The 17,266-nt window shown below is 70.5% G+C and carries 16 protein-coding genes and 1 tRNA gene; 12 read left to right on the forward strand and 5 right to left on the reverse strand.

Going from position 1 to position 17,266, the window contains the following annotated elements:
* The first annotated feature begins 15 nt into the window (after positions 1–15).
* Positions 16–1,200 carry a cobalamin-independent methionine synthase II family protein gene (locus ACZ5UI_RS04565; protein ID WP_464194680.1) on the forward strand — a complete coding sequence of 395 codons (1,185 nt, stop codon included), beginning with the start codon at positions 16–18 and terminating at the stop codon, positions 1,198–1,200.
* A 63-nt stretch (positions 1,201–1,263) separates the two neighbouring features.
* Here the strand turns inward: ACZ5UI_RS04565 and ACZ5UI_RS04570 are convergent, their stop codons facing one another.
* The gene (locus tag ACZ5UI_RS04570; protein ID WP_464194682.1) at positions 1,264–2,586 is read right to left on the reverse strand and encodes an aminomethyl transferase family protein; all 1,323 of its coding nucleotides are present in this window, start codon (positions 2,584–2,586) and stop codon (positions 1,264–1,266) included.
* Positions 2,587–2,678: 92 nt separating this feature from the next.
* Between ACZ5UI_RS04570 and ACZ5UI_RS04575 the strand changes: the two genes are divergently transcribed.
* Entirely contained in the window at positions 2,679–3,962 is a 1,284-nt protein-coding gene (locus ACZ5UI_RS04575; RefSeq protein ID WP_464194684.1) for a cytochrome P450, read from the forward strand.
* A 1-nt stretch (position 3,963) separates the two neighbouring features.
* Here the strand turns inward: ACZ5UI_RS04575 and ACZ5UI_RS04580 are convergent, their stop codons facing one another.
* On the reverse strand, positions 3,964–4,509 hold the full coding sequence (locus ACZ5UI_RS04580) for a TetR/AcrR family transcriptional regulator (protein WP_464194686.1): 546 nt from the start codon (positions 4,507–4,509) through the stop codon (positions 3,964–3,966).
* A 202-nt stretch (positions 4,510–4,711) separates the two neighbouring features.
* On the opposite strand from ACZ5UI_RS04580, the gene ACZ5UI_RS04585 reads away from it, so the two are divergent.
* The 9 genes from ACZ5UI_RS04585 to ACZ5UI_RS04625 all read left to right on the forward strand — a co-directional run bounded on the left by ACZ5UI_RS04585 (position 4,712) and on the right by ACZ5UI_RS04625 (position 14,433).
* Positions 4,712–5,743, forward strand: coding sequence for a sugar ABC transporter substrate-binding protein (locus tag ACZ5UI_RS04585; RefSeq protein ID WP_464194688.1), 1,032 nt, complete (start codon positions 4,712–4,714; stop codon positions 5,741–5,743).
* Between the two features lie 2 nt (positions 5,744–5,745).
* Positions 5,746–7,068, forward strand: coding sequence for an aminomethyltransferase family protein (locus ACZ5UI_RS04590; RefSeq protein WP_464194690.1), 1,323 nt, complete (start codon positions 5,746–5,748; stop codon positions 7,066–7,068).
* Entirely contained in the window at positions 7,065–8,435 is a 1,371-nt protein-coding gene (locus ACZ5UI_RS04595) for a flavin monoamine oxidase family protein (protein ID WP_464194692.1), read from the forward strand. The genes ACZ5UI_RS04590 and ACZ5UI_RS04595 overlap by 4 nt, the downstream gene beginning before the upstream one ends.
* 70 nt (positions 8,436–8,505) lie before the next feature.
* Positions 8,506–9,366, forward strand: coding sequence for a bifunctional methylenetetrahydrofolate dehydrogenase/methenyltetrahydrofolate cyclohydrolase FolD (folD, locus tag ACZ5UI_RS04600; RefSeq protein ID WP_464194694.1), 861 nt, complete (start codon positions 8,506–8,508; stop codon positions 9,364–9,366).
* Between the two features lie 11 nt (positions 9,367–9,377).
* Positions 9,378–10,037: an IclR family transcriptional regulator domain-containing protein gene (locus tag ACZ5UI_RS04605; RefSeq protein ID WP_464194696.1), complete on the forward strand. Its 660-nt coding sequence runs from the start codon at positions 9,378–9,380 to the stop codon at positions 10,035–10,037.
* Between the two features lie 136 nt (positions 10,038–10,173).
* Positions 10,174–10,317: a hypothetical protein gene (locus tag ACZ5UI_RS04610; protein ID WP_464194698.1), complete on the forward strand. Its 144-nt coding sequence runs from the start codon at positions 10,174–10,176 to the stop codon at positions 10,315–10,317.
* Between the two features lie 85 nt (positions 10,318–10,402).
* The gene (locus ACZ5UI_RS04615; protein ID WP_464194700.1) at positions 10,403–11,545 is read left to right on the forward strand and encodes a sensor histidine kinase; all 1,143 of its coding nucleotides are present in this window, start codon (positions 10,403–10,405) and stop codon (positions 11,543–11,545) included.
* A complete protein-coding gene (locus tag ACZ5UI_RS04620) occupies positions 11,545–12,216 on the forward strand; it encodes a response regulator (RefSeq protein ID WP_464194702.1) in 672 nt (223 codons plus the stop codon). The genes ACZ5UI_RS04615 and ACZ5UI_RS04620 overlap by 1 nt, the downstream gene beginning before the upstream one ends.
* A gap of 87 nt (positions 12,217–12,303) precedes the next feature.
* Positions 12,304–14,433, forward strand: a complete 2,130-nt coding sequence (locus tag ACZ5UI_RS04625; RefSeq protein ID WP_464194704.1) for an MMPL family transporter — start codon at positions 12,304–12,306, stop codon at positions 14,431–14,433.
* A gap of 139 nt (positions 14,434–14,572) precedes the next feature.
* On the opposite strand, the gene ACZ5UI_RS04630 is transcribed toward ACZ5UI_RS04625, so the two are convergent.
* From ACZ5UI_RS04630 to ACZ5UI_RS04640, 3 genes are all read right to left on the reverse strand, one after another.
* A tRNA-Gly gene (locus ACZ5UI_RS04630) sits at positions 14,573–14,646 on the reverse strand.
* 42 nt (positions 14,647–14,688) lie between these two features.
* Entirely contained in the window at positions 14,689–16,149 is a 1,461-nt protein-coding gene (locus tag ACZ5UI_RS04635) for a PASTA domain-containing protein (RefSeq protein ID WP_464194706.1), read from the reverse strand.
* Between the two features lie 12 nt (positions 16,150–16,161).
* The gene (locus tag ACZ5UI_RS04640; RefSeq protein ID WP_464194708.1) at positions 16,162–16,521 is read right to left on the reverse strand and encodes a hypothetical protein; all 360 of its coding nucleotides are present in this window, start codon (positions 16,519–16,521) and stop codon (positions 16,162–16,164) included.
* Positions 16,522–16,591: 70 nt separating this feature from the next.
* On the opposite strand from ACZ5UI_RS04640, the gene ACZ5UI_RS04645 reads away from it, so the two are divergent.
* On the forward strand, positions 16,592–17,251 hold the full coding sequence (locus ACZ5UI_RS04645) for an HAD family hydrolase (RefSeq protein ID WP_464194710.1): 660 nt from the start codon (positions 16,592–16,594) through the stop codon (positions 17,249–17,251).
* The last annotated feature ends 15 nt before the right edge of the window (positions 17,252–17,266 follow it).

Below are 17,266 nucleotides of genomic sequence, written 5' to 3' on the forward strand. Positions count from 1 at the left end.
GACGAAGGAGCACACATGAGTCTGATCGAGTCGTCGCGGACCGCGCGGACGGTGGCGAGGGCTGAGCCGGTCGGCAGCCTGTTGCGCAACGCGCAGCTGACCGCGCAGATGGACGCGCTCTACGAAGGCGTCCGCACCAAGGCCCGGCCGCTGGTCGTCGTGGAGCGCGCAGAGCGCATCGCCGAGCTGAACCGCTTGGCGGACGAGGCGGTCCGAGGCCTGGTGCAGCGGCAGATCGACGCCGGCCTGGACGTCGTGACCGACGGCGAGCAGCGGCGAAGCACGTTCATCGGCAGCTTCTACGACGCCGTCGAGGGCCTGGGGGAGCCGCAGGGCTCGCAGGAGGTCCTCGACGAGAACGGCGAGGTCGTCTACGACGCGTTCGGCGAGCCCGAGTTCGTCGAGCGCATCCGCAAGGCGTACGCGCCGGCGGCCGAGGAGGCGACGTACCTGCGTTCGCTGACGCCCCATCCTTTCAAGATCACGATCCCGGCTCCGTCGTACTTCCTGACGGACTTCATCGTCCTCTCGGGCGGCGCCTACGGCGGCCATGCGGAGTTCCTCGAGGACGTCGTCGAGGTCCAACGTCGCATCGTGGCCGAGACGATCGCGGCCGGGGCGCGCTGGATCCAGTTCGACTTCCCGATCTACCCCGCCCTGGTGGCGGAGTCTTTCAGCGCGTTCGGGTCGATGCTCGACGCGGCCCGCGCCGAGGGCGAGACGATCGAGTCGCTGCTGGACAAGGCTCTCCTCGCGGATGCTGCGGTGACCGCGGACATCCCCGACGACGTCACCGTCGCGCTGCACGTGTGCCGGGGGAACTTCGAAGGCGGCTTCTGGAGTGGCTCGCTGGCCCCGATCGCGGAGCGCATCTTCAACGAGCTGCCCCACGACCGGTTCCTGTTCGAGTGGGAGGACCTTGGACGCGACGGCGACTACTCGCCGATCAAGCACGTCCCCAAGGACCGAGTCATGGCCATGGGCGTCGTCTCGACCAAGACCCCCGAGCTCGAGGACGAGGACGACGTGATCCGCCGCATCGAGGCGGCCGCCGAACACCTGCCGATCGAGCAGCTCGCGATCTCGCCCCAGTGCGGCTTCGCGAGCATCTACGGCGACCACCTGGTCAGTGCCGAGGAAGCGCAATGGCGCAAGCTCGAGTTGATCGGGCGCGTCGCCGATCGCGTCTGGGGGCGTTGAGTCACACGGCTGAGTCACCAAGGGCCGCGGCCCTGTCGGTCACGGTGTCCGACGCGGCCTCCGTCAGGAGCGGCGGATGTCGGCGTCGCGGTTGCTGGTCTGCTCGAGGTAGGGGAAGCGCTCCACGGTGGCGCGGATCTGCTTGATGCGCTTGCCGAAATCGCCCCAGTGGAGGACGACCTCGGTGCCGATCTCCGCGTGCTCGATGTCGATGACGCACTGGGAGATCATCTGGCGGTAGAAGTAGCTGTAGACGGCCGCCGACGAGATCCCGACCTGTGCGCCATCCTTGGTCACCAGGTCGGCGTGGCCGCCGGCGGGCGACTGGGGGGCGCACGGGAACTCGATGTACTTGTACTCGTCGCCGGGTTGGAAGTGCGAAGCGAACGTGTCCATCACGTCTTCGGCGTTCCAGCGCAGGATCACGGTCTTGCGCCGGGGCGACTGCGCGTCGGCCTCGACGGCGGCGCGTCCCATGAAGTCGTGATCGAACCTGGCCATCCACGCCCAGTTGAGCTCGGCTGGGGTGCGCAGCCGTGCGCGCACGTCGCTGGGATCGATGCTGCCCGTGAACTCGTCGGTCAGGCCGAGTGCGAACTCGCTGCTCATGAACGCGTCGTCGGTGAAGACGGACGGGAGGAAGTGGAACATCATCTGCGGGAATCCGCCCTCCGTATGGTTGACCGCGTACGTGCGATACCCCAGGCGGGTGATGCCGAACTCCTGTCCGGCTCGGTAGACGGCGTCGTAGACCGCCGGACCATCGGCGTAGGCGCCGCGGATCTCGAACGCGAGCCCGCCCGTCATCCCGATGCGCGACAGTTCGAGGTCGATCTCCGTCTCGACGCCCGCGAGCTGGATCGCCTGTACGCCGAGGAATCGCAGATCGCGGACGCTCGCGCCGGCCAGCTTCTCGAGCACCTCAACGGACCTGGGCCCTGCCACCTGCAGGATGAAGTTGTCGCGAAAGGACATGTCGACGTCCAGGCCGTCGGTCCCGGCGGTGCTCATCACGTAGCCCGGCCACGGCAGGGCCGCGAGTTGGCGGAAAGACTGCTCGCTGTCTCGGACCGCGAGGCCGTGGCTGACGATCAGCCCGTCCTCGTCGGTCATGACCAGGTGCTTGGAGGACCCGATCGCCCAGGTGTGGACGTTGTTGATCGCCAGGCGTGAGAGGAACTCCTGCGCACCGGGGCCGCTGTAGGTGAACTCCATCGGGCCGCTGAGGTTGATCGCGAGGTAGCAGCCGGTCTTCCAGGACATCGACTCGTCCTTCCAGCCGTCGCCCTCCCAGACCTGGAGGTACCCGAGGTCGTTGACGTACGTGCGCACGTCCGGGTACCCAGGCACGGCGCCGATGGGGGGAAACGGCTCGGGCTCGCTCACGTGGCAACTCTCTCGCTTCGGGGGTGCGACCGATAGTCGTGTTGATCGGTCCGACTATGGGGTACGCTAACACCACTGGTACGGTCGTACCAGTGGAGTGCGGGCAATCAGACCCAGGAAGAGAGATGAGCGTGTCCTGTCCCGTCGCGCACGACTTCGACCCCTTCGGTGCGGTGTATCTGGAGGACCCTTACCGCGAGTTCGCCGCCCTTCGGGAGGCGGCTCCCGTGCACTACAGCCCGGAGCTCGACATGTGGCTGGTCACGCGCCACTCCGACATCGAGGCGGTCTTCAAGGACCCCGGCTCGTTCTCGGCGTCGATCGCCCTGTCTCCCTTGTGGCCGCTGGCGTCGGAGGCGCAACGGATCTGGACCCAACGCCTCGGTGCGCTCCCCGTGATGTCCAACTGCGACCCGCCGACGCACACGCGCATCCGTCGCCACAACATGGCCACGTTCTCGGCGCGAAGGGTCGAGGCGCTGGAGCCGCGGGTGCGCCAGCTGGCCACCGAGCTGATCGCCTCGCTCCCTCGCGACGGACGGTTCGACCTGGTTCCTCACCTGACGTTCCCGTTGCCGGGGCTGACGATCTTCACCCTGCTCGGATTCCCCGAAGAGGACCACGCCCAGCTGAAGGCGTGGTCGGACGATCGGCTCTACCTCGTGTGGGGTCGGCTCGGCGAGGCCGACCAGATCGACGTCGTGACGCGCCTGATGGACTTCTGGGAGTACTGCGTGCGGCACGTCGAGCGTCGGCTCGACGAGCCGACCGACGACTTCACGAGCGGGCTGCTGCGCGTGTACCGGGATGACGCGGCAGCGATCGATCTGCGCGAGATCGCCAGCGTGGTGTTCGGGCTGAGCTTCGCCGGCCACGAGACGACGACCAACCTCCTGAGCAACTGCATCCGTCAGCTGGTCGGGCGCCGGTCGATCTGGTCGCAGTTGGAGCGGGAGCCGAACCTGGTCGCCTCCGCGATCGAAGAGGTGCTGCGTTTCGACAGCTCGGTGATCTGCTGGCGCAGGCGCGCGATCCGTGACGTGCGCGTCGGCGGTGTGGAGATTCCCGCCGAAGCGCGCCTGCTCCTGCTGCTCGGCGCCGCCAATCACGATCCGCGGGCCTTCGAGGGTCCGACCGAGTTCCGCCTCGACCGGCCGAACGCGACGCGCCATCTGTCCTTCGGCCGCGGGATCCACTTCTGCCTCGGCGCACCGCTGGCGCGGATGCAGGCCCAGATCGTCATCGAGCAGTTGCTGGCGCAGCGTCCCGGTCTGCGGATCGCCGAGGATCAGCCGTTGGCGTTCCCCGCGAACGTCTCGTTCCGCGGGCCCAAGCAGCTGTTCGCGCAATCGGGGGCCGTCGCGGCCGTCGGCTGAGTCAGCCGACGATCTGGCGCATCACGGCGGTGACCTCGTCGAGCGACAGCGGCTGGCTGCTGACGAGAGCGTGCTGGATGTAGCCGAAGGCGGCGTAGACGGCGGCGCGCGCTCGGATCGGGCCCACGCGGGGCTCGAGTGCGCCGATCCAGGCGGTGGCCCACGCGTCGGAGAGCTCGCGGAACGTCTCGCGACGCGCGGCCGAGGCAAACGTCTCGATCGTCACGACGGACGCTTCGCGGTTCTGCAGCCAATCGGCGATGAGCTTTGCGAGCATGGCGCCGAGGTCTGTGTCGTCGTCGAGCTCGGCGAAGTGCTCGTCCATGGCATCGAGGTCCCGGCGGACGATCTCCTCGAGGGCGGCGCGGCGGAGCTCGTCGAGCGAGGCGAAGTAGTACGTGGTTGCGGCAAGCGGAACGCCGGCGGCGGCGGCCACCCGCCGGTGGGATGTCGCCTCTAGGCCCTGTTCGGCGATCACCGTGATCGCCGCCGCCACGATCGTGGCCCGCCGTTCGAGTCCGTGCGGCAGTCGCGTGGTCGCGCTCATGGCGACCAATGTAGCCCACGTGCAGGTCGTCCTTGGGCTGAACGAACGTACCAGAGCGCGGCTCAAAGTGGTCTTGTGCAGGTGAACCTGGACGGTCGTTCCAGTCCTTGCTAGGGTCCTGCACGAACGTACGGATTCGAACGATGTCGGTCGATAAACGAACGAATGGGGAGTCATGTTGCATCGGTTGCGTGCAGGACAGGTGGCGCGCCACGCCCTCTGTGCAGCGGCGCTGGTGCCCGGGGTGCTGCTCGCCACCGGTTGCGGCAGCTCGGGCTCAGGCTCGACCGCCACCACGGCGGGCACGGCGTCCTCCGGCACCACCTCGAGCGATAAGCCGGCGAAGATCGCCTACCTCGCGTACACGATCGCCGACTACCAGACGGCGATGGTCGATGGCATGAAGGAGAAGGTCGGCCCCGGGGGTGGGGGCGTCACGACGTTCAACGCCCAGTTCGATCCTTCCAAGCAGACGCAGCAGTGCCAGGACGCCGTCACCAGCGGGCGCTACAGCGCAATCGTCATCGCTCCGGTGACGCCGGCGACCGCCGTTCCGTGCGCCACCGCGGCGGACGCCGCCGGTGTGCCGGTGATCAACCTCGAGTTCCCGATCGGCAAGGACATCGACGCGGTCGATCCCACGGTGCCCGGCAACGTCAAGTCGATCGTCACGCAGCCCTCGACCAACTCGAAGGCGATCGCCGATCTCGTCAAGGAGGCCTGTGCCGGGATCGATCCATGCGAGGTGGTGAGCGAGGTCGCGACGGCCAACGACCCGCTGACCAACGACGCCGCCGATGAGGTGGCCAAGGTCCCGGGGGTCAAGGTCGTGCAGCGCATCGCGACGCAGTACGACCCGTCCGTGCTGTCCAAGTCGCTGGCGGATGCGCTCAGCGCGCATCCGGATCTCGACGTCGTCGTCGCCGCCGCGGACTTCGGCGCGCTGGCCGTGGTGCCGGTCCTCAAGCAGGCCGGCAAGCTGGACTCGATCAAGCTGCTGGGCAACGGCGCCAGCCGCAGCGGTGTCGAGGGCGTCAAGGACGGCACGCTCTTCGGCACGATCGGCTCATGGCCGCTGCAGATGGGGCAGCTGGCCGGCGCCGCCGCCGTCGAGGCGGTGAACGGCAAGACGCCGACGCCCGCCGGTGTCAACGCCTATGACATCGACAAGCCGCTGGTGATCACGAAGCCCAACGTCGATCAGATGAAGCCCGAGTGGGGAGCGGCGGGCTAGCCATGTCGACGCTCGATCTCTCCGTCGCGGCGCTACGCCGTCCACTGCTCGTGCATCAGGCCGGGGCGTGGGGCGCGCCGGAGTACACCAACTGGGTCGAGGAGCAGCTCTCCTGGAAGGAGAGCTGCTACATCGGCGACTGGTCCTTCCTGCCCGCGATGCGCTATCGCGGACCGGAGGTGCTGAAGCTCTTCTCCGATGTGTCGGTGAACACGATGGAGAACTTCGCCATCGGCCAGTCCAAGCACATCGTGCAGTGCAACGCCGACGGCAAGCTGATCGAGGAGGGCATCCTCAGCCGGTTCGGCGAAGAGGAGGTGGTCGCCTACAGCACGCACTGGGCCGACTACGCGCGGCGTCAGGGCGCCTACGACGTCGACGAGCCCGAGCACCTGGACCTGGCGATCTACCACGTGCAGGGGCCCAACTCGGTCCATCTGATGGAGCGTGTCGTGGGCGAGAGCCTGCGCGACCTGAAGTTCATGCGCTTTCGGACGGTCACCATCGCGGGGCACGAGGTCATCGCGCTGCGCCAGGGCATGACCGGCGAGCTCGGCTTCGAGTTGCAGGTCGCCCGCGAGCACGGTGCTGAGGTCTACAACGCGATCCTGGAAGTCGGGCAGGAGTACGACATCAAGCAGATGGGCGGCCGCGTCGGGATGGTCAACCATCTCGAGGCCAGCTATCCGACACACACGCTGGACTACATGCCAGCGATGTTCAGTGGGCCCGAGGTCGCCTACCTCGAGGAGCTCCTGGCCGCTGACGACCTCTTCCTGCAGTACTGGGGACGCATCGCCGGCAGCTACGAGTCCGACGACATCCGTGACTGGTACCGCAGCCCGGTCGAGCTGGGCTGGGGTCGCAACATCAAGTTCGACCACGAGTTCATCGGGCGCGAAGCGCTCGTGGCCGAGGTGGAGGCCCCGCGGCGGACGCTGGCCACGCTCGTGTGGAACTCCGAGGACGTGATCGACCTGTTCGGCTCGTTCTTCCGCTCGGGCGGCACGCTCCCCGACTTCATGGAGATGCCCCAGGAGCCGCGCGGCTTCATGTACACCGACAAGGTCGTCAAGGACGGCGAGGTCGTCGGGATCACCAGCTCACGGGGCTACAGCGCCTACTTCCGCGAGATGATCTCGTTGTGCGTGCTGGACGTCGCGCACAACGTGCCCGGGACGGAGGTGACCGTGGTGTGGGGCAACCCGGGCACGGCACAGCTCGAGATCCGCGCGACGGTGCAGGCCACGCCCTACAAGGAGAACCGGTCGCGCATCGACCTGTCGACGCTGCCGGTCGACCCGCGTCTGGCGGCGTCGCGATGACGACCACACGTGCGCTGCCGGCGCGCGCCGACGTCGTCGTCATCGGGGCCGGGCTGTCAGGCCTGACCGCGGCCCGTGACCTGGTGCGGGCCGGCGTCGAGGACGTCGTCGTCGTCGAGGCCCGAGACCGCGTCGGGGGTCGCGTCTACGAGCTCGTGCGCCCCAACGGCCGCACGCTGATGATGGGCGGGGAGTTCACCGGCGAGGCGCAGGCGGGCCTGTGGGCGCTCGCGGCGGAGTACGGCATCGACGTGGAGCCGATGCCGCCGTTCGCCGACCTCGAGAACATGGGCAGGTTCGTGCGCATCTTCGACGGACAGCGGTTCGTCGAGGACTGGCCGCTGGCCTCCGACCCGCAAGCGCAGGAGGCGTTCGGCGCGGCGGTCGCGGCCGTCGACGCGCTGGCGGCCCGCATCCCGGCCGACGAGCCGTGGACCGCGCCCGATGCAGTCGAGCTGGATCGCGTGTCCATCGGAGACTGGCTGGACGCGAACCTGGTCAACCCGGCGGCCCGGGCAGCGTTCGAGGCGGAGATCGGGAGCTTCGGCGACCCGTACGAAACGTCGATGTTCTACCTCGCGTGGTTTCTGGCCTGCTACGGCGGCTGGGAGGCGCACGGGGCGGTCTGGACCGGACGGTTCGTGCAGGGCAGCTCGGCCATCGTCGCGGCGCTGGCCGGGGAGCTCGGCCAGCGCGTGCACCTGCAGGCGCCGGTCCGCACGATCCTGCGTGACGACGAACGCATCACCGTCCGCACCGATCGCGGATCGGTGCAGTGCGGGGCGGTGATCGTGGCCATGGAGCCGGGACAGGCGGGCAAGATCGACTTCGAGCCCGCGCTCCCGGCCGACCGCGATCGGCTCCAGGCACGCTGGCAGGCCGGCCACGGGGCCAAGATCTTCGCGATCTACGACACGCCGTGGTGGCGAGAGGACGGACTGGCCGGGGTTGCGTCAGGGCTGACGCCGCTGCCGCTGGCGCTGGACCTGTCGCCCAGCGAGGGCGACGAGGGCGTTCTGTGCGCGCTGTTCTTCGGCAGCGGGCCGACGCTCGCGCGCTACGGCCGGGACCTCTCCAGCGAAGAGGCCACGCGCGCGTTGACGCTCGACGTGCTGGAGCGGTACTTCGGTCCCAAGGCCCGCCAGCCGAAGGAGTTCTATGTCAGCAACTGGGAGGGCGACCCCTGGTCACGCGGCTGCGGCGGCCAGGTGCCGACGGGAACGCTGAGCACCGTCGGGGCAACACTGCGGCGTCCCATCGGTCGCATCGTGTTCGCCGGTGCGGAGACCGGCGCGACCGACTTCATGGAGGGCGCGGTGACCTCGGGTCAGCGCGCCGCGCGCGAAGCCAGGCAGTTGCTCGCTTGACGAGCCTGCGACGGCCGGCCGCGGGACCCAACCACGTGCTCGTCCACGCCGACTCGGCCGGTGGTCACTGATGCCGGCGCAGATCATCGATGGCGTGGCGGTGGCCGATCGGATTCGCTCCGAGGTGCGCGCGCAGATCGGTGAGATGGCCCACCCGCCCGGCTTGGCCACGATCCTGGTCGGCGACGATCCCGCGTCCGAGATCTACGTCGCGCGCAAGCGCCAGCTCTGCGTGGAGGTCGGGATGCGCGACCTGCATCGCCGGTTTTCGGGGAACGTCTCCGAAGCGCGGTTGGCCGATGAGATCGATCAGCTCAACCATGACCCGGATGTCACCGGCATCCTGCTGCAGCTGCCGTTGCCAGATCACCTCGACGCGCGCCGCATGATCGCGCTCATCGACCCCGACAAGGACGTCGACGGGCTGACGTCCGAGAGCGCCGGCCGTCTGGCCCTGGGCCAGCCAGGCCTGCGGCCGTGCACCCCCAGCGGCGTGATGGAGCTCCTGGATGCCTACGGGGTCGAGGTCCGCGGCGCGGAGGCCGTCGTCGTCGGCCGGTCTGACCTGGTTGGCCGCCCGCAGGCGCACATGCTGCTCGAGCACGACGCCACGGTCACCAGCTGCCACAAGGGCACGATCGACCTTGCCCGGGCATGTCGCCGCGCGGACATCCTCGTGGTCGCCGCCGGCGTGCGCGGGCTCATCGGCGCCGACCACGTCAAGCCGGGGGCGACGGTCATCGACGTCGGCATCCACCGCACCTCCACCGGGCTGTGCGGCGATGTCGCGTTCGAGGCGGTCGCGGGCATCGCGGGACGGATCACGCCGGTCCCGGGCGGTGTGGGGCCGATGACGATCGCCATGCTCCTCGCCAACACGCTCGGGGCCGCGCGCCTCCAGCACGCCGAGCAGGCCGCCGGCGCGCGCTGATCGAGCACGGGGTGGACCGCTCGAAGTCCACGAGCGTGCTGCTCGATGTGCTGATGCGCGTCGTCGAGGATGGTCCGGTCTCCGTGGTCGACGTCGCGTCGCCGGCGCATCTGCGTTGGCGTGGCGCGCAGGAGATGCTCGACGCCCTGCACCGCCGCCGGTTCGTGATCAAGGCCGGTGAACGCTACGTGGCGGGGCCGGCGCTGATCGAGCTGGCCCAGGTCGCCGAGCCCCTGATGTGGGACGCCGCGAGACGCGCGATGGACGGCGTCGCGAGACAGACCGGGGAGACGGTGGTGCTGCAGGCCCACCGCTCGGGCATGACCGTGATCGAGGAGCAGGTCGTGGCCACGACCCATCTCGTCCGTGTCCGACAGGTGATCGGCGCCCGTCACCGGTTGGAGGACACGGCCTCCGGCCGAGTGCTGCGCGCGTTCGCCGGACGCGACGGCGGCGGCGGAGCCGAGATCCGTCAGCGTGGTTACGCCACGACGAGCAACGGAGGCGAGCAGGGGGCCGACGCGCTTGCGGTACCGGTGCGGGGGCAGCGCACCGTCGTGCAGTGGTGCCTCGCCCTCCTGGTCCCCGCGCCGAGATCGCGGCGCCTCCTGGACCATCTCGGCGCGCTCACGCACGCGGCGGACGACATCGCGAAGGTTCTGGAGCTCTGAGCAACCTGAGCCAGGCTGGGTTTCACGGAGCCTTTGATCTGACCTCGAATGGAGGGCGACCCATCAGGACGCATCGCGAGCGCCTTGAGGTCGGCGTCATGACCCGCGCTATGGCGGTCGCCCTGCGATTGAGGCTGTGGCGCGCAACGAAGTCCGTGCGCAGCCTGAAGTGGAACAACTGAATACCTGCGACGCGTCCATCGCCGGCGAGTTCGTTCGTGATCTTCTCGACGGCCTGCCCGTTGCAGAATCCCAGGAGCGCGCGCTTCCGGGTGGTTGACGTGGACCGCTCCATCCCGCGGCGGAGGCCCGGTTCCTTCTCGAGGACGATGACGGCGATGCTCCCGACGCGTAGCCTCGCTGGGATGCTCGGCTTGCGCCTGCCGACCCCGACCCCGTTGGACACCGGGTTGGCCGTGGCCGCGGTAGCGGCGGTGCTGGGCGAGGTCGCCGTGCGCGGTGACGCCGCGATCGGTGCGGGTAGCGTCGCGCTGGCGCTGGCGATCGGCGCGCCGCTCCTGTGGCTGAGCCGCGCCCCGGTCGTCGTCCTTATCGTCGAGCTGGCTCTGATCGTCGTCTCGCTGGCCACGCTGGACACCCCGCGGGCCGCAGTGGGCATCGGGGTGGTGACCGTGTCCGCGGTCGCCTACTACGGCGACCGCCGCCGGTCGCTTGTGCTCGCGGTGGCGATGGCGCCCGTCGTGGCGGGCATCGTCGCAGTCAACGCCGCCGGCGAGGACGGCCTGGCGACGGAGATCGTCATCAACTCGCTGCTGGTGCTGGCCGCGGTCGCGCTGGGCGATGCCCTGCGGTCGCGGCGCACCGCGGTGGACGCCACGCGGGCGCGTGAGCGGCAGGAGCGCGACGCCGCCACGCGGCAGCTGGTCGACGGCGAGCGCCTGCGCCTGGCCCACGAACTGCACGACTCGATCGCGCACGCGCTGGTGGCCATCAACACCCGCGCGGGCGTCGCGGCGCACCTGCACGATCGCCGGCCCGGCGACGCGCTCGCCGCGCTGGAGGACATCAAGCACGCGTCGGCCGACGCGCTGAGCGACCTGCGCAGCACGCTCGGTCGGCTGCGCGATCCGGGCGGCGCGCCGCTGCGTCCGTCGACCCGCACGCTGCAGGACATCGAGCCGCTGGTCAAGCGCGCGCGCGCCGCCGGCCTGGACGTGCGCCTCGAGCAGTCCGGGGCGGCCGCGGATCTGGCGCCCGCCATCCAGCACGCCGGCTACCGGATCGTGCAGGAAAGCCTCACCAACGTGGTGCGCCACGCCCAGGCCACGGCCGCCGACGTGCGCGTGTCGCTCGACGACGAGACGCTGCGCATCGACGTCAGCGACGACGGCGAGCAGCCCAACGGCGCCGGGGATGGCTGGGGGCAGGGGCTGCGCGGGATGGCCGAGCGCGCCCGTGCGCTGGGCGGTCAATGTCAGGCGGGCCCGCGCGCCGGCGGCGGCTGGCTGGTTGCGGCGCGTCTGCCGCGCGTTCCGGAGAGTGAGTGATGGCGCCCATCCGTGTGCTGCTGGCCGACGACCAAGCGCTGGTGCGCGCCGGCTTCGGGTCGCTGCTGTCGGCCGAGGACGACATCGAGGTGGTGGGGGAGGCCACCGACGGCGCGGAGGCGGTCGAGCTGGCCGTTCGAACGCGGCCGGACGTCGTCCTGATGGACGTGCGCATGCCGGGCCTGGACGGGCTGGAGGCGACCCGCCGCGTGATCGCCACTCCGGGCCTGGGCGAGACTCGGGTCCTGGTGCTCACCACCTTCGACCTGGACGAGTACGTCTTCGGCGCGATCCGCAGCGGCGCGAGCGGGTTCCTGCTCAAGGGCATGGAGCCCCACGAGCTGATCACGGCGGTGCGCGTCGTGGCCGCTGGCGAGTCGCTGCTGGCGCCGACGGCCACCCGGCGGCTGATCGAGGCCTACGTGGCCCAGGTGGCCACGCCCGCGTCCGTGCCCGAGGCGATCGGCGACCTGACCGAGCGCGAGCGCGAGGTGCTGACGCTCGTGGCGGGGGGCCTGAGCAACGCCGAGATCTCCGAGGAGCTCGTGGTCAGCCCGTTGACCACGAAGTCCCATGTCTCGCGGATCCTGACCAAGCTCGGCGCGCGCGATCGCGTGCAGCTCGTGGTGCTCGCCTACGAGGGCGGCATCGTGGTCCCCGGGCGCCGCTGAGCCCCCGCGCGCTCCTCCTCACGGCGGAGCACAAGTGCGTCCTGCGGGCCGATGTGCGCACGGCCCGCCGTTCGTAGCGTCGCCGACATGACCTCGATCTCCCGCTTCGTGTTGGCCCATCGCCGGCTCGTCGTCCTCGCCTGGGTCGTCCTGGCGCTGGCCGGCGCGCTGACGGTGTCGTCCGCCACGTCGCGCCTGACCCACTCCTTCGCGACGCCCGGCAACCCGGGCTACGACACCAACACCGACATCCAGCAGCGCTTCGGCATCTCCGGCAACGAGCAGCCGACGATCGTCGTGCTGCACCTTCCCGCCGGGCAGACGATGCATGACGCGGCCGGTCGAGCGACGGCCGCCAAGGTGTTCGGGGCGATCCCGCGCGCCGGGCATGTCGCGGTCGCCGATTACGCCAACACCGCCAACCCGAAGCTCATCTCCGCTGATGGGCGGTCGACATGGGCGTTGGTGAACATGCCCAACCCGGACATCCCGTTGGGCAGCGGCGTGATGGACCGCATCCCGCAGGTGACGAAGGCCGTGGCGCCAGCGGGCGCGACGGTGAGCGTCACCGGCGTGGAGCAGTTGCAGACCGGTGGCGCCGGGAGCGGCCCGAGTGTGCTGGTGGAGACGCTGATCGGCATGGCCGGGGCGATCATCATCCTGGCCGTCGTCTACGGGTCCGCACTGGCCATCCTGCCGCTGCTGATGGCGATCCCGTCGATCCTCATCACCTTCCTGCTCGTCGGCGGCCTGACGCACCTGACCGACATCAGCTTCTTGCTCGAGTACCTGGTCGCCCTGATCGGGCTCGGCGTCGCCGTCGACTACTCCCTGCTGATCGTCACCCGCTGGCGCGAGGAACGCGAGAGCGGACTCGACAACGAGGACGCGATCGCCGCCGCGTTGGCCAGCGCGGGCCGGGCGGTGGTGCTGTCGGGCATCACCGTGGCCATCGGTCTGCTGTCGCTCATCGTCCTGCCGGTGCCGTTCCTGCGCAGCGTCGGCTACGGCGGCATGCTGATCCCGGTCGTCGCGCTGCTGGCGGCGATCACGCTCCTGCCGGTGACGCTGGCCGCGTGGGGGCCGGCGCTAGACCGCCATCGGATCCGGCGCGGCTCGGCCACGTTCAGCCGCGGCTGGGAGCGCTGGGGGAAGCTGATCGTGCGCCGGCGCTGGATCGCCGGCGCGGCCGGCCTGGCCGTCCTGCTCGCCCTCGCCATCCCGGCGCTGTCGATGAACACCGGCCAGCCCAGCGTCGGCGCCTATCCGGGCTCGACGGCGGCCGCCCGGGCCCTGAAGGGACTGAGCCAGGACGGCGTGCCGAACGCGGTGGTCTTCCCGATCCAGGTCCTCGCTCACGGCGGCGCCGAGGGCGCACGCCAGGTGGCCAAGATCGCCGACGCGACGCCGGGGGTCTACACGACCCTGGCGCCGGACAGCCCGTCATCGCGCATCGGCTCCGACGCGCTGGTCAGCGTCGTCCCCAGGGCCGAGGGCAACACCTCGGAGGGCAAGGCGACCGTCGACCGCCTGCGCACCGCGCTGAAGGACGTTCCCGGCGGGGTGCAGGTGGGCGGCAACACCGCGCAGGCACAGGACTTCAATAGCGCGGTCTACGGCAGCTTCCCGTTGATGCTCGTGATCATCGCGCTGATCACGTTCCTGCTGCTGGCCCGATCGCTGCGCTCCGTCGTCCTGGCGGCCAAGGCGGTCGTCCTGAACATCATCTCGCTGGGCGCCTCCTACGGGTTCCTCGTGCTGTTCTGGCAGGACGGGCACGGCTCGAGCCTCATCTACGGGGTTCCGGCCACCGGCGCGATCCGCGACTTCATCCCGATCATCGTCTTCGCGTTCCTGTTCGGCCTGTCGATGGACTACGAGGTGTTCGTGCTGGCCCGCATGCGGGAGGAGTACGACGCGGTGGGCACCACCGAAGGCGCGGTGGTGCGGGGCCTGGCCCGCACCGGTCGACTGGTGACGTCGGCCTCCCTGATCCTGGCCGTGTCGTTCCTGTCGCTCAGCACGAGCCCGGACCTGCCGGTGCGTGTGATCGCCACAGGCCTGGCGTTCGGGATCCTGTTCGACGCGTTCGTCGTGCGCACGACGCTCGTCCCGGCATTGGTCGCGATCCTCGGAAAGTGGAACTGGTGGATACCCAGCTGGCTGACGCGGATCCTGCATCCCGCTCGGCCACGCCACCGTTCGCGCGGCTCGTGACCGGTCGCCGTCGCGGAGCGAGGTGCGCTTGGCGCGGCATCCCAAACGGCGACGACTCCGAGCCCTCCGGTCGGTTGGGGCGATTACCGGGGGTTCTCCGGGAACGAGAAAGCCCCGCATTTGCGGGGCTTTCTGACGAAGCGGCTGAAGGGACTCGAACCCTCGACCTTCTGCATGGCAAGCAGACGCTCTAGCCAACTGAGCTACAGCCGCAAGCGGACGCGCATGATAGCCACCTCGCTCCGCGGGGGTGGTTCAGTGCCTCCGGACGCGCTTGGCCTTCATGCGCAGGCCGACCTTGTCGCCGGGCACCAGGCGGGTCCCGGCGGGGATCGTCTGGCGGGCGACGCGGTTGCCGCCGGACGTCGAGCCCTCGACCGTGCCCAGCGTGCAGTGTGAGCTGCGCAGCAGGGAGCGGGCCTGGCCGATCGTCGTGCCCACCACGTCGGGGACGCGGCAGATGGTCGTCGACGGGGTCGGTGTCGGCGTCGGGGTCGGGGTCGGCGTGGGGGTCGGCGCAGGCGTGGGCGTCGGTGTGGGGGCCGGCGCCGCGGTGTAGGTGAACTTGTCGGCCGCCGCGATCGGGCTGAGCAGCGTGGGGCCGACGACGCGCACGTCGTAGGTCGCCGCCGTCTGGCTGGCCGGCACCACGGCGGTGATCGTGTTGAAGTTGACCACCGAGAACTGCGGCGCCACGACGTTGCCGAAGTACACCTGGCGCGCGGAGCCGAAGTAGATGCCGGTGATCGTCACGGTGTAGCCGCCGGCGGTCGAGCCGGTGTTCGGCGTCACGCCCTGGACCTGCGGGGGCAGGACGACCACGGGGGTCGCGGGCGTGTAGGTCAACGTGATCGACGGCTGGCCGGAGCTCCACGAGATCGACGTGCTGCTGCCGCTGGAGTAGCTGGCGCCGCCACCGCCGCCGCCGCCACCGCCCGCGTCGAGCGGGTCGCTGCCGGCGCCGCCGCCACCACCGTAGTAGCCGCCGCCGCCACCGCCGCCACCGGTCAGGGTGCCGTTGGTGCCGCCGCCGGCGCCGCCGTTGCCGCCCGATCCCGAGCCGCCGTTGCCGCCGCCGCTGGCGCCGGAAGCCGCGCCGCCGGCGCCGCCACCGGGGAAGGCGCCCAGGCTGCCGGGGTTGGTCGTGCCCGTGCCCCCGGCGCCGCCGCCGTTCGTCGTGCCCGCCGAGCCGCCGGAGCCGATCGAGCTGATGCCGTCCTGGCCGGCGTTCCCGGCCGAACCGCCCGCGCCGCCGGCCGCCGAACCGCCGCCGCCGCCGCCGCCGCCGGCCACGACCAGGCGCGTCTGCAGCGAGCTGACGCCACCGGGGCAGCCCGTCGGCGAGCTGCTCGGGGCGCAGGTGCGCACGTCGGTCGCGCCACCACCGCCGCCACCGGCGTAGTTCTGGGAGCTGCTGCTGTTGCTGCCGTTGCCGCCGACGAGCAGCCACAGCCGCTCGCCCGCGGTCACGGGGATCGTCGTGGTCACGTTGCCGCCCTGGCCGCCGGGCGAGAGGACCGAGCCGCCGGCGCCCAGCGCGTTGCCGCCGGCGCCGCCCTGGGCGGTCACGGTGATGGTGCTGACGTTCGCCGGGACGGTGAAGATCGTCTGGGCCGCGGTGTAGGTCTGGGTCACGGGGCTCTGGGCCAGCGCGGGGCCGGCAGCAGCCAGCAGCGCGCCCGCGGCGACCGCGCCGAGGAGGGGAGTACGGAGCATCAGAGGTGCCTCCTAGTAGCGCGTCCAGATGGTGTAGCCACGGACTCCTGCCCGCAGGCACTGCCACGTCGCGAACCAGCGCTTGTCGGCATGGAAGCCGATGGTTGTCTTCTTGACCTCACCGCACACGTAGGAGCGGAACTGCTTGGGCTTCTTGGCCGCCACCCAGGCCTTCATCAGCGGCACGCCCTCGGCACAGCGCGCCGTCGGGCCGCCGGTCGAGATGATCTGCTGGTTGTTGGAGCCCTTCGGACACACGTTGGGGATGTCGACGGACGCAGCGGAGGCCGGGGAGGCGGCGATCGCCAGCACGACCAGCGGTGCCAGGAGGATGGGCCCGGCGCAGCGGCGGGCGGCGGAAGCGAGAGCCATAGAGGGCGAGCTTAGACGCCGAAGCGGCACCTCCTGCCGGTCAAACCGCACGCCGTTTAGATTGCAGCGCGTGATCGACGCCGTGGTCTTCGACATGGACGGGGTCCTGGTCGACTCCGAGGAGCGCTGGGATGACGCGCGGCGCGCGGTCGTGCGGGCCGCGGGCCGGGACTTCCCGGACGCGGCGACGCGCGACATGCAGGGCATGAGCGCGCCCGAATGGGAGGCCTATCTGCACGACGAGCTCGGCGTGCCGGAGTCCCCGCAGCGCATCGGCCGCGAGGTCGTCGACGCGATGGCCCAGGGCTACCGCGACGACCTGCCGCTGCTGCCCGGCGCCATCGACGCGGTGCGGCAGCTGGCCGCGGCCTATCCGCTGGCCATCGCCTCGTCGGCCAACAAGGAGCTGATCGAGCTCGTGCTCGAGCTGGCCGGCCTGCACGAGCAGTTCCGGGCCTACGTCTCCTCCGAGGAGGTGCCGCGCGGCAAGCCGGCGCCCGACGTGTACCTCGAGGCGGCCCGCCGCCTGGGCGTCGAGGCGACCCGCTGCGCGGCGATCGAGGACTCCTCCAACGGCCTGCGCTCGGCCCACGCGGCCGGCCTGGCGGTGATCGCGGTGCCCAACCCGACCTACCCGCCGGCCGAGGACGCGCTGGCGCTCGCCGATGCCGTCGTGCGGCGCGTGGACGAGATCACGCCGCACCTGGTCGCCCGCTTGCGCTCCGTCTGACATTCTTGGCGCCCC

Source organism: Conexibacter sp. JCM 18997 (assembly GCF_055391915.1).

Coding starts and splice junctions, on each gene's coding strand:
- ACZ5UI_RS04565 (WP_464194680.1), top strand. CDS start 16: ATGAGTCTGATCGAGTCGTCGCGGACCGCGCGGACGGTGGCGAGGGCT.
- ACZ5UI_RS04590 (WP_464194690.1), top strand. CDS start 5,746: ATGTCGACGCTCGATCTCTCCGTCGCGGCGCTACGCCGTCCACTGCTC.
- ACZ5UI_RS04640 (WP_464194708.1), bottom strand. CDS start 16,521: ATGGCTCTCGCTTCCGCCGCCCGCCGCTGCGCCGGGCCCATCCTCCTG.
- ACZ5UI_RS04615 (WP_464194700.1), top strand. CDS start 10,403: ATGCTCGGCTTGCGCCTGCCGACCCCGACCCCGTTGGACACCGGGTTG.
- ACZ5UI_RS04625 (WP_464194704.1), top strand. CDS start 12,304: ATGACCTCGATCTCCCGCTTCGTGTTGGCCCATCGCCGGCTCGTCGTC.
- ACZ5UI_RS04580 (WP_464194686.1), bottom strand. CDS start 4,509: ATGAGCGCGACCACGCGACTGCCGCACGGACTCGAACGGCGGGCCACG.
- ACZ5UI_RS04620 (WP_464194702.1), top strand. CDS start 11,545: ATGGCGCCCATCCGTGTGCTGCTGGCCGACGACCAAGCGCTGGTGCGC.
- ACZ5UI_RS04595 (WP_464194692.1), top strand. CDS start 7,065: ATGACGACCACACGTGCGCTGCCGGCGCGCGCCGACGTCGTCGTCATC.
- ACZ5UI_RS04635 (WP_464194706.1), bottom strand. CDS start 16,149: ATGCTCCGTACTCCCCTCCTCGGCGCGGTCGCCGCGGGCGCGCTGCTG.
- folD (WP_464194694.1), top strand. CDS start 8,506: ATGCCGGCGCAGATCATCGATGGCGTGGCGGTGGCCGATCGGATTCGC.